This is a genomic window from Enterococcus sp. DIV0712, assembly GCF_050554855.1.
Classification (GTDB): Bacteria; Bacillota; Bacilli; order Lactobacillales; family Enterococcaceae; genus Enterococcus; species Enterococcus faecalis.
In genome coordinates, this window is the sequence record NZ_CP187333.1 from 1,737,513 (window position 1) to 1,750,059 (window position 12,547).

At 36.8% G+C, this 12,547-nt stretch carries 9 protein-coding genes; 1 reads left to right on the forward strand and 8 read right to left on the reverse strand.

Going from position 1 to position 12,547, the window contains the following annotated elements; translation table 11 throughout:
• Window positions 1-222: 222 nt before the first annotated feature.
• The 8 genes from IGL42_RS08480 to IGL42_RS08515 form a co-directional block, all read right to left on the reverse strand.
• Window positions 223-1,551, reverse strand: a complete 1,329-nt coding sequence (locus tag IGL42_RS08480; protein ID WP_002360022.1) for an APC family permease — start codon at window positions 1,549-1,551, stop codon at window positions 223-225.
• Between the two features lie 289 nt (window positions 1,552-1,840).
• Window positions 1,841-2,914 (reverse strand): 23S rRNA (adenine(2503)-C(2))-methyltransferase RlmN, encoded by a 1,074-nt coding sequence (gene rlmN, locus IGL42_RS08485; protein ID WP_002378471.1) that lies wholly within the window; start codon window positions 2,912-2,914, stop codon window positions 1,841-1,843.
• A 125-nt stretch (window positions 2,915-3,039) separates the two neighbouring features.
• Window positions 3,040-4,869: an ABC transporter permease gene (locus tag IGL42_RS08490; protein ID WP_002401809.1), complete on the reverse strand. Its 1,830-nt coding sequence runs from the start codon at window positions 4,867-4,869 to the stop codon at window positions 3,040-3,042.
• The gene (locus tag IGL42_RS08495) at window positions 4,859-5,608 is read right to left on the reverse strand and encodes an ABC transporter ATP-binding protein (RefSeq protein ID WP_002381711.1); all 750 of its coding nucleotides are present in this window, start codon (window positions 5,606-5,608) and stop codon (window positions 4,859-4,861) included. The genes IGL42_RS08490 and IGL42_RS08495 overlap by 11 nt, the downstream gene beginning before the upstream one ends.
• Window positions 5,609-5,725: 117 nt before the next feature.
• Window positions 5,726-6,427, reverse strand: a complete 702-nt coding sequence (locus IGL42_RS08500) for a GntR family transcriptional regulator (RefSeq protein ID WP_002364244.1) — start codon at window positions 6,425-6,427, stop codon at window positions 5,726-5,728.
• Between the two features lie 130 nt (window positions 6,428-6,557).
• Window positions 6,558-8,981 carry a DNA translocase FtsK gene (locus IGL42_RS08505; protein ID WP_002378474.1) on the reverse strand — a complete coding sequence of 808 codons (2,424 nt, stop codon included), beginning with the start codon at window positions 8,979-8,981 and terminating at the stop codon, window positions 6,558-6,560.
• A gap of 313 nt (window positions 8,982-9,294) precedes the next feature.
• The gene (locus tag IGL42_RS08510; protein ID WP_002378475.1) at window positions 9,295-10,506 is read right to left on the reverse strand and encodes an NAD(P)/FAD-dependent oxidoreductase; all 1,212 of its coding nucleotides are present in this window, start codon (window positions 10,504-10,506) and stop codon (window positions 9,295-9,297) included.
• Window positions 10,507-10,534: 28 nt separating this feature from the next.
• On the reverse strand, window positions 10,535-11,440 hold the full coding sequence (locus IGL42_RS08515) for a prenyltransferase (RefSeq protein ID WP_002360016.1): 906 nt from the start codon (window positions 11,438-11,440) through the stop codon (window positions 10,535-10,537).
• A gap of 121 nt (window positions 11,441-11,561) precedes the next feature.
• Here IGL42_RS08515 and IGL42_RS08520 point away from each other — a divergent pair, with 121 nt between their 5' ends.
• Window positions 11,562-12,542, forward strand: a complete 981-nt coding sequence (locus IGL42_RS08520; RefSeq protein WP_002378476.1) for a polyprenyl synthetase family protein — start codon at window positions 11,562-11,564, stop codon at window positions 12,540-12,542.
• Window positions 12,543-12,547: the final 5 nt, after the last annotated feature.

Genomic DNA, 12,547 nt, shown 5'->3' on the forward strand with positions numbered 1-12,547 from the left:
AATAAACTACGCATTTATTTTATGATTTCAGCAAAAAAAAGAACCTTCACCAATAAGATGAAGGTTCTTTTTTTGAAGTTTGCGCTGTCCATCTATCTTCCCCAAAATAGTGGAACTCCTAGACACTTAATATTATACTAAAAAAATCTTGCGTTTAGTTTTCAAAAATTTCTCTGAATCACAAAATTTTTGAGAAAAACTATCAGAATCAGATCGGATCGTTTACGTTTTTGGCTTCGTTTTTTGTTTATTAACTAAATAAACTGGAATTCCTAGAAGCGTAATCCCTATACCAATCAATGCAAGAATAGGCTGTGTAATACTTGTTGTAACCAAGATGAAGATACCACCTAGACTTGCGATAATTGGAATAATTGGATAGCCAGGAACTTTATACGGTCGTTTTAATTCAGGTTCTCGTTTTCTTAAAATAAAAACGGCTAAGAAAATTAATAGATTAAACAGCCACATAACAAAAACTAACATATCCGTCAATAAATCGAAGGTCCCGAAAAACATCATGATAATGGCTACAGCTAACTGGAAAATTCCAGCAACATAAGGAACAACAAAGCGTTTAGACAACTTTTGAAACTGACGACTAAAAGGCATCAGATTATCTAAGGCTAAGGCATAAGGAATCCGAATCCCTGTCATTGTGTAGCCGTTTAACGCACCATATACAGAGATTAAAATCCCAATAGTTACGATTTTGCCACCAATTGGTCCAAAAATAGCCACAGAAGCATCCGAAGCTGCATTCAAATTCCCAGCGATTTGCTCAATTGGTAATGTTTTTAGAAACACAAAATTAATTAAGGCATAAATTAAAGTAATCAATAACAAACCAAAAATAATGGCTTTAGGCAAATCTCTTTCTGGTCGCTTCATTTCACCAGCCACGTTACCCACACCTAGCCAGCCATCATAAGCAAACATGGTGGCGACTAAGGCGCCACTAAAAGCAACTAAAAAGCCAGTATTCGCTGTTGTTTCAACAGGAAAAAGTGAAACAGCTACCTGTCCGGGAGTAAATAATCCTACTAAAGAAATCAAGGCAATTGGAATCAGTTTTACTACCAATGTCGTGGATTGGACCAAAGAAGCAATTTTTGTTCCTAATAAATTAATTACGGTGATACTAGTTCCCGCAAGAATGGCAATTGGAATCAATAAATTTGCCGATAAATGAAACAAATTGATTAGTTGTGTACTAAAAATAATGGATAACGCCGAAATGTTGGCAGGATAATAAATGATACTTTGTGCCCACCCTAAAAGAAAACCAGCTAATTTACCATATGTATATTCAATATACTTCACTGCGCCACCTGTTTCAGGGATTGCTGTAGCAAGTTCGGCGCTGGTTAATCCTGCACAAATGGTTAAGGCACCACCTAACACCCAAGCAAAAATAGCTAAACTAGCTGACTGTGCGTGTCCAACGACACTCGCAGCTTTAAAGAAAACACCAGCGCCAATCACCGTACCCATTACCGTGGATAACGCACCAAACGTTGTTATCTCTCTTTTTAATTGCTTTTTCTCCATAGACTCCCTCATTTCATTTAAACTAAAAAAGCGTAACAAAATTTCACTTTCTTGAAAAGATAACGAAAATAATAGCTGTTTTCATGAAAAATTCTGTGACGATCTCTTTTCAGTATAGCTATTTCTTTTAGAATTTCAAGTTTGAAAACCACAAAAAGAAAATTTGTCATAAAAGTTTTAGAGCATTCATCTTTTGTTTATAAACAAGAATTGAAAAACCGACGATTTTTTATTAAATAAACGAAAAATCGGATCAAAAAGAAACCTTTCTGATCCGATTTTAACTACGTTATTGGTTTTTGACTTTTTCTTTTTTCATTTGTTTGCTGCGTAATTGTCCGCAAGCCGCATCAATATCTGTTCCGTGTTCTTTACGAATAACACAATTGATGCCATTCTTTTTGAGTACATCATAAAATTTTAAAACCGCTTCTTTAGAGCTTCTGCTATATTGATCGTGTTCACTCACTGGGTTATACGGAATCAGATTAACATAAGAAAGTTTTTTCTTATTCCGTAGTAAATCTGCTAATTGTTGAGCATGTTCTGGTCGGTCGTTCACTTGACTCAACATAATATATTCAAATGTAACACGTCGGTTGGTTTTTTGAATGTATTCATCAATTGCTGCCATTAATTTTTCAATTGGAAAACTACGATTAATCCGCATAATTGATGTACGAACTTCGTTGTTAGGAGCATGTAATGAGATTGCTAAGTTTACTTGTAGTCCACTGTCTGCAAATTCACGAATTTTTGGCACTAAACCACTTGTTGAAACTGTAATATGGCGGGCACCAATAGCCAAGCCTTTATCATCATTAATCGTTCGTAAAAAGTTCATGACATTGGCATAATTATCAAATGGTTCACCAATTCCCATCACAACGACATGGCTAACACGTTCATCCAACCCACGTTCATCGAAATAATGTTGCACCCACATAATTTGGGCAACAATCTCGCCAGCAGTTAAATCTCTTTGTTTTTTTAATAGCCCACTAGCACAAAATGTACACCCAATATTGCAGCCAACTTGAGTGGTCACACAAACAGATAATCCATATTCTTGACGCATCAAGACTGTTTCAATCATATTTTTATCTGGTAATTCAAATAAATACTTCACGGTACCATCTTGCGCTTCTTGCACAATGACTTGTTTTAATGGATTTAATGAAAAATTTTCTTCTAATAAAGTCATCAACGATTTAGAAATGTTCGACATTTCACTAAATGAAGCAACACGTTTTGTATACAACCATTCCCACACTTGTGTTGCGCGAAATTTCTTCTCGCCATGGGCTAAAAACCAGTCCACAAGCTGTTCTCTCGTCAGTCCATAAATGGATTCTTTCTGCATTTCTTTTCCTCATTTCTGCTATTACATTCGCTTCATAACTATAACGTATTCTCACTTTGAATGCAATATCACGAAGAGCCTCAAAAAAAAATCGTTAAGCGTGCATACTTAACGATTTTTTATAATTAATCTTTCACTAAGTGATAAACTTTTTTGAAGTAGAACGTTCTGGCAATTAAATAGTAAACGACCTGAATCAATAAGAAAACGCCTAAAACTTGCCAGCCAGCTAATTGCATTGGCTGATCTAACACGGCATACATTGCTTTCAAAGCAACAGCTCCATGAATAAATGAAACAACAATCGGTGTAAAGAATAAAATACCTACTTGTTGGTAAATCATTTTCTTCAATTCTTTTTTCGTCAAGCCAAGTTTGTAAATCATCTTGAATTTTTCAACGTCTGTATTCATATCACTATATAAACGGAAGTATAAGAAACTACCCGCCGAAACAAAGAACACGATACCGATAAATAGTCCGACAAAAAGAACTGGCGTATAAAATTGCGTAATACCTGCAACTGTAGCCGCGGTTCCTAGTAACATTGGGTATTTTTCACCAATAATATTTTCAGCATCAATTAAGGTTTCTTTATCTGTGCCTTCTTTTGGTTGCCAAATTGTTTCTGTTTCCGCTTTGATTCCATCTGTTGAGGTACTATCTGGGATAACAACCACACCGCCAAAAGTCGGTAATACATTGGTTTCTTCTGTTTTATCAATGTTTAAAACTTGATCATTTGCCAATTGAACAGATTTGACATCTACTGATGCAGCAGAAGGAGCATCTTTTTGTGATAAATTAACTACTTTCTCACCTGTTAAAGTTGGTTCATCTATAAATTTTGCGAGTTTATTATATTCAGATGTTTTGATTAATTGGATACCGGCACTTGTTTTGTACATTGTGTAATCAATCTGATCAAACTGAATATTTTTTTCTTGGAATGTTTTTGTCGCAAATTGTTTCATTTCTTGATTTTCTGGGTTGGTCGAATCAGACAATGTCAGTTCGTACGGTACAGAACTTATTCCTTTAAAAATCATCTCATTCACGCCGTATAACGTTCCAATGGCAGCAAAAGCAACCGTTGATATCACCGAAACCAAGAAGAACGAACGTGCATTATCTTTCATGCGGAATGCTAAATCTGATAAAACGACCATATTGGTTTTTTTCCAAAAGATTTTTGGTTTCCGTTTTAAACGTTCAATGACAGAAACACTCAATTGGTCAAATAAGAATTTTGTCCCTAAAATAACTAAGAAAATCACTGGGAACATCACCATTAAAACTAACTGTCCCTTAGCAACTAAAGCAATTCCATAACCGACAACTAAAAGCAACACGGCTAAGAAAGATTTAACTTTAGAGCTTTTGATTTCACCTTTACCCATTTCCCCTGCTTTTAATAGCTCTTGAAGTGTCGCTTTTGGCAAGCGGAATTGAATAAAGAAAGAAATTACTAAGAACAAGACCGCAAATGAAATGACAGTAATGATAAACGGCATCACTGGCAAATAAAAACCTAAACCTAGATGCATCAATAAATTGCTAATCCATAAAATAAACTGTGAAAATCCAACACCTAAAATGCTACCAAAAATTGTAGCAAAGAAACCAATCACTAAGTTTTCAATAAAAATCATTTTCTTTAACTGTTTTGGACTCATCCCTTGAATCATCAAGGTTCCAAACTCTTTTTTCCGAGATTGGATAAAGACATCCATCGAGTATAAAACGAATAAGAAAGAGAAACCATAGATTATAATAGCCGCAGCCGTCATTCCCATTTGTGCTTTAGGATTTAAACCATTAGCTAAGGCTGGGTGAAAGACAAAACCAGTGAACGTAAAAAAGATCATCACAGAAAACATTGTACTTAGGAAATAAGCCAAGTATAAATGCTTATTTCGAATCGTGTTTCTTATAACAAACTGATTAAAATTCATTATCGACACCTTCAATCTCAGCCAGTTTCACCATGATTAAATCGTAGAACTCTTTTTGATTGCCATTTTGGACAATTTCATCAATTAATTCACCATCTTTAATAAAGACGATGCGCTTGCAATAACTTGCGGCTAGCGGATCATGGGTCACCATTAAAATAGTCGCCGCTTCTTCTTCGTTTAATTGTTGTAACAAGCCCATCACATCCTTAGATGATTTCGTATCTAAGTTTCCTGTTGGTTCATCAGCCAATAATAATTGCGGATGATGAATCATTGCCCGCGCAACGGCGACACGCTGTGCTTGTCCACCAGAAATTTCTGCAATTCGTTTTTTCAACAGATGATTGATACCTAAACGCTCACTTAATTCTGCTAATTGTCGTTTCATTACAGAGACTTTTTCTCCATCAAGCGTCAATGGCAAAATAATATTTTCTTCAACAGTTAATGTTGGCATTAAATTAAAGCTTTGAAAAACAAATCCTAATTCTGTGCGACGGAATTTAGCAATTTGTTCTTGATTCAAATTGTTTGGATTTTTTCCATTTAAAAGTATTTCACCGTCTGTTGGACTATCGATTGTTGCCAATAAATTTAAAAGTGTACTTTTCCCACTTCCAGAAGGTCCCATAATACCAATAAATTCACCATCTTGGACAGTTAAATTAATCCCTTTTAAAGCTTCATATTTAATTTCGTTTCCGTAAACTTTTTTCAAATTTTGTACTTCTAACATATTTTCCACTCCTATTCTTCTCACTCATTTAGTGTATCGAAAACGAAAAAAAACGACAATAGAAAAGAATAACAATGAACTTACATTACTGTAAGTGCACTGTTATTCTTTTAAAAGTTATGCTTCATATTCAATCACATAAGGATGAATCTTCGTATTATAAATAGCTTCTGAATATTCTACGCAACGACCTGTTGGGCTTAACGAACGCCGAATTCTTTTTAAGCCCGTTGTTTCAGTTGTTTGCAACATCTTTTGCTCTGCTTCTGTCAAAGTTGCAACTTCAAAACGGTCTTCAAATTTATAAATTTCAATGGCATGTCGATCCATCAAACGATACAAGGATTCTTCTTTGTATTCAGTCAATGATACGTCTTTCATGGCAGCTGGCAAATAGTAATTAAAATAAATATAGGGTTGTTCATCGATTAGATATAACCGTGAAAGGTGAACCACTTCTTCTCCTAAAAATTGATAAGCAGGCATCTCTTTTGACAACGTCAAGTTTTCAACTTGTAAAACTTTTTTAGTTACTTTCTGACCTGATTCATTCAAAAATTCAGTGAATGTCCCTGCTTTTGATAGTTTATTATAGGGACGATTGCTTAACACAGTTGTGCCTCGGCCACTTTTTTTCTCAACAAATTCTTCCGTTGCTAACATTTCGATTGCCCGCCGAATCGTAATTTTACTAACGTTAAACAGCTCTTCCAATTCTGTTTCTGTTGGTAAAAACGTTCCTACTGGATACTTGCCACTCAAAATATCTTCTTTAATCTGATCTGCTACTTCTAAATAAAGCACGCTCTTTCTTCTCATGATACGCTCCCTCCCAACCGCACTATTCCTTTCTATTTTACCAGAAAATGATGATTATAACATGATGCTTTGCTGAAATTATAAAAAAAGAACAAAAATAGATAAATTTATCTATTTTTGTTCTTTTTGTTTATTGTTCTGGCGTCTCAGGTGCTGCCTCTTCTGATTCCGCTTGTAGAAAGACTTTTCTTGGTTTGCTACCTTCTGATGGTCCAATAACTCCGTGTGCTTCCAATTCATCTACTAAGCGAGCCGCACGATTATAGCCAATTCTAAAACGTCTTTGTAGCAATGAAATACTAGCTGTTTGCATTTCAACCACCAAGTTTTTCGCTTCTTCAAACAACTCATCTTGAGGAGCTTCGCCACCGCCTGAAGTGGTCGGTTCATCTGTTGGCATCATGCTTTCTTGATATTCAGCTTCTTGTTGGTCCGTTACAAACGCAACCACTCGTTCGACTTCTTGATCAGAGATAAAGGCCCCTTGGATACGAATTGGTTTATTTTCTCCCATTGGTAAGAAGAGCATATCGCCTCGACCTAATAGTTTCTCCGCCCCGTTGGTATCAATAATGGTACGCGAGTCTGTCCCACTTGAGACCGCAAAAGCCATTCGAGAAGGGACATTTGCTTTGATGATTCCTGTAATGACATCCACACTTGGCCGTTGTGTCGCTAAAATCATATGAATACCTGCTGCCCGTGCCATTTGGGCTAAACGGATAATCGCATCTTCTACTTCGTTACTTGCCACCATCATTAAATCAGCTAACTCATCAACAATGACAACAATAAATGGTAGAATTGGACGATTTTCGCCATCTTCCGCATTTTTCTGTTGAATTAGTTGATTGTAACCAGTGATATTTCGGACGCCTGTTGCTGCAAATTTTTCATAACGAAATTCCATTTCTTGAACTACTTTTTGCAGGGCTTGTGCTGCTTTTCTCGGATTAGTAACCACTGGCGTTAATAAATGAGGAATCCCGTTATACACATTCAATTCCACCATTTTCGGGTCAATCATCATTAATTTTACTTCATGAGGTTTCGCTTGCATCAAAATACCTGTGATGATGCCATTGATAGCAACCGATTTCCCACTCCCTGTCGATCCCGCAATTAATAAATGCGGCATTTTTGATAGATCCGCAGTTTGAACCATCCCTGAAATATCTCGACCTAAAGGTACTTCTAATAGTTTATCTGGATGACTTGGTTGTGCCTCAACAATATCTCTAAAGGATACTGTACTAATTGCACTATTAGGAACTTCAATCCCGATTAGTGATTTCCCAGGAATCGGAGCCTCCATACGAACGTCTTTGGCCGCAAGCGCTAAAGCAATGTCATCCGTCAAGTTAACAATTTTGCTAACTTTTACCCCAACAGCGGGTTGAACTTCAAATTTTGTGACAGATGGTCCTAAACTAGCTTTGACTACTTTAGCATCAACACCAAAACTCTTGAAGGTTTGTTCTAAGACGCCAATATTTTTTTCGATTTTTTCATATTCACCACTTTGATCCGTTGCTTGAATTGTATCTAACAAATCAGTTGGTGGTAGTTGATAATCACGATCTTCCGCTTCTTCAGAAATTTCAAATTCGAGAACACCAGCTTCATCTGCCGCCTCTTCTTCCTGCTCTCGTTGCGGTTTTGTTGCTGCAATTGGTGGTACAGGCATCGCCTGATTTTGCTGTTGAAACGAATCAATTTGAACAGGCGTTGGTGCGGCCGGTTCTTCCACCATTGGTTGGTGGGTTTCAACAGGTGTTTTTGTTAAGCGCTCGGCTGCCGCTTGTTCCATGCGTTCCCGCTCTTGTAATTTTTGTTGGGCAGCGGCTTCAATTTTTGCTTGGCGTTCTGCAGCTTTGGCTTCTTTCTTCGCTGCTCGCTTCGTCTCTTTTTCTTCTTGTCGCGCCTGTGATTTTGCCGAAACATGACTTAGGCGATCTTGAATACTTTGGAAATGATCAACAATTTGCTGAAAATCCCACATACTCATCAAGAAAATACCCGCTAACAGTAGCAATGTAGCAATTAAATAGCTGCCAAATTGTGCCACCAAAAAGTACGTTCCTTGATAAAGCAGCGCGCCAATCATACCGCCCCCTACGTTTTGCGTCACTTGGTTGGCTTTTAGATCGCTTTGCAAAAACTCCCAAGTGTTACCTAAAATATCTGGTTGACTGCCACTAACATTTCGAAACATAAAGGCATGGAAAAATAACAAAACACTAATATAAATCAGAACAGCCCCAAAAATAGGGCGCCCTCTTTTTAACGGAAAATCTTTCCCATAAATCATGACTAATAAGCCATACAGGATTAGTAAAATCGCTGCAAATGGAAAGGTATTACCTACAACTAAGCGTAAACAATTCGCTAATAACGTGCCTAAAAACCCTAAGCGAAAGAGTCCAAAGACACCGAATAAAATAAAAATCAGGCCAAGAAACATATAATTTAAACGTTCTTGTTGTTGCTGTTGTTTTTTGGTCTTTTTCTTTGTCGTACTTTTTTTCTTATTTGTTGCTCTTTTTTGTGCCATTTAACTTCCCTCTTTCCATCACTTCTCATTATACATAAAAATGGAATCGAACAAAAGTGCCCACCTCATTTTACTTGAAAAATCATGGAAATTTTTTAAAAACTTTCATTTAAGAAAAATGAGCGTGGGACAAAAATCACTTTGGATTTTTGCTCCACGCTCAAAAACTGATAAACGGCGGGAACAGAACCAACTCCTTCGGAAATAAGCCGAAATTCTCCAAAAATTAAAGAGCAATTTTCGGAAATTTCTTCTTATTTCTCGGAGCTAAACGGTTCTGTCCCGACCTCATTATTTCTTATTTTGCTGATTCTTAATGGTATAAGTCGAAACGACCTTTAGCCATCATTTCTTTGGTACCACCTGTTTCAAAGAGCGCTTTGTTCATGATAATTTTTTTCATGAATGAAGCTGGGTATCCTTTAATGTCTGTTTTACCAACGATTCCTAAAGCACGTGTATTTCCGACAGAACAAACAGAACCTTGTGATTTAAAGCTGAAAGGTTTAGTTGCTTCCCCTTTCAATTGTGCTTGAATATTTTTAGCAGCATGAGCGCCCATCTTCAAGGCGATTTGTGCTGTTGTTGGGTAAGGTCGATTGGTTTCTGTATCCATCACTGCTGAGCAGTCACCAATAATATAGACGTTGCTATGGTTCGCATCTGTTAAATCTGGTTGAACCATGACACGACCACGACGAGCTTCAAATCCAGAATCGCCTACAACGTGGCTTCCACTAACACCCGTTGTCCAAATAATTGTTTTAGCAGAAAGTTCTGCCAAGTCGCCTGCTTCGTTATCTTGATAAACAACTGCGCCTGGTTTGATTTCTTTAATCGGTTTACCTAATAATAAATGAATAGCTGAATCTTTTAATAATTGCACACCATAGTTCGCAAGTTTTTCGTTAAACATCGGCAATAGGCGAGTAACTGCTTCGACACAATAAATTTGGATTTGATCTGCTGAGACACCTGCGATTTCAGCAAATTTTGGTTTATTTTCAACAAGAGAACCTAATAATTCAATCCCTGTAAAGCCTGCTCCGCAGACAACAATTTTTAAGAATTCTTCGTTTTGAGTTGCTTTGTATTGACGCATTTGTTCTTGGATATGTTCATACACGTTTAAAGCCGTTTTCACATCTACCATTTGTAGAGCATGTTCTTGCACACCAGGGATACCAAATGATTCTGATTCAAACCCAAGAGAAACAACTAAGTAATCATAATTGATTGTTTGGCCATCTTCTAAAGCAACTGTTTGTGTTGCAGCATCAATTGTTTGAACTGTTCCTTGGATAAAGGTTGTCATTTTTTCATCGACAACATCCATAATATTGTATGTGATTTTTTCAGCTGGTTGTGTTCCAGCAGCAACTTCATGCAAGTCCGTTGCTTCGTAGTGATAGTTATTACGATCCACTAAAGTAATTTCGACGTCTTTGGCGCCTTTTTGTAATTCGCGTAATGTTTTTAAGCCTGCGTAACCAGCACCTAAAATAACAACATGTTTCTTATTCATTTTGATTCCCTTCCACTCTATAAAAAATTTACAGCCACCACAAACCTATGGCAAAAAATAGCACTTGTGCAGTTGCTCCCACAGCTAAGATCTTCACAGCACAAACAAATGTTTTACTCTTCACTTGTTCCTTCAGTAAGGCTTGGGTTTGTTTCCGTACAAAAGGTAAAGTTAAAAGCATGAGTAACATTGTTGGCGGGGTTAATCCTAACCCGACAGCTAACAAAATGGCTAACATTGCTATTGTATTTAATCCGACGAATAATTTCAAAGAACTTGCTTTGCCAAGGTAATGAACTAATGTATATCTCTTGTTATTTTCATCTTCCTCTAAGTCACAGATATTATTTGCTAACATTAAGTTAGCAATGTAACAAGTATTAGGTAAAGCGACTAAGAAAATCCCCCATAAATTAGCTGCTGACCAATTGAAAACTTCAAACGTATTAATGTAGACACAAATAAGGGTAATCATGAACCCCATTGTAAATCCTGAGAAAACTTCCCCTAATGGTAGACTGGACAAAGGTTTCGGTCCTGATGAATAAAAAATACCAATTAAGTAACAATAAAGACCCATAATTAATAACGGCCAGCCAACAATAAATGACAACCCAATCCCCATTAAAGCAGAAACGAGAATCATCCAAAAAATCATTTTGCGTATTAATGGCAAAGATAAATTTTCTCGACCGATAATATTCGTTTTTTCCTTATAATCATGAACTTCTGTAGCATGATGGTAATCATTATAATTATCTAAAATATCGACCGCCATATTAAAAATAAACATCGCAATGAAAAAAATTAAAACATAACCAACATGGAGCCGCCCATATTGGTACCAACTAAAACAAATTCCTAACAAAAATGGCAAAACACTCGCTGTTTTTGCTTTTAATTCTACTAATTCAAAAAATATTTCTCGATTCAAACTATCCCTCCGCTACTTTTTTACAAACTTTGTTACTTTTAAAACTTAATTACTGTATTTCTGTCGCCAATTCGTATACAATCAAATAGTATTGAACCACTGAAAGGATCGTAGTATATTTATGAACACATTTTGGAAGTCGTTTCCTGACGTTGAACGTTCTTTAACGGAAACATGTGAATTAATTGAACAAACGTTGCATACACGCAACGAAGACATTGAAGAAGCCTTAGTAACTTTGGCTCGTTCTGGCGGCAAATTATTACGCCCCGCTTTTTTCTTTCTTTTTGCTCAACTGGGTGATGAAGAAAAACAAGAGAAACAACAACTATTAAAAATAGCTGCATCTTTGGAAATCCTACATATGGCTACGTTGATTCACGATGACATTATTGACGATTCTCCATTGCGCCGAGGCGCTGTGACTATTCAATCACAATATGGTAAAGACGTGGCTGTTTACACAGGTGATTTACTATTCACTGAATTCTTTACTTTGATTGCAGATGCCATGAATGGCTCTGAATTTATGAAAATCAATGCACAAGGAATGAAACGGTTATTACTTGGTGAACTCGATCAAATGAGTCATCGATTTGACCGCCGCATGTCGATTCCTGCTTATTTAAGAAGTGTCAACGGCAAAACAGCCGAACTTTTTTCACTAAGCTGTCTTGAAGGGGCCTATTTCGGTCATAGTTCAAAAGAAGTCCAACGTTTAGCTAAACGAATTGGCCGTCATATTGGCATTGCTTTTCAAGTCTATGACGATATTTTAGATTACACTGCCGACACGGAAACTTTGAAAAAGCCCGCTTTAGAAGACTTGTCACAAGGTGTTTATACGTTACCCCTTCTCTTCGCTTATCAAGCAGCACCTGACGTATTCGGCCCTTATTTGGATAAAGGACGCGCCATTACCTTAGAAGAGGCAGCTGAAGTTGCGGCGCTAGTCAATGACTATCATGGCGTTACAGAAGCACAAGCTTTTGCTAAAAAAGTAACCAACAAAGCAATCACTGATATTCAACAATTGCCTGATGGCACAGCAAAAGAAACCTTACTTTCCTTAACTGAGCTCTTATTACATCGTTCATTTTAAACGTT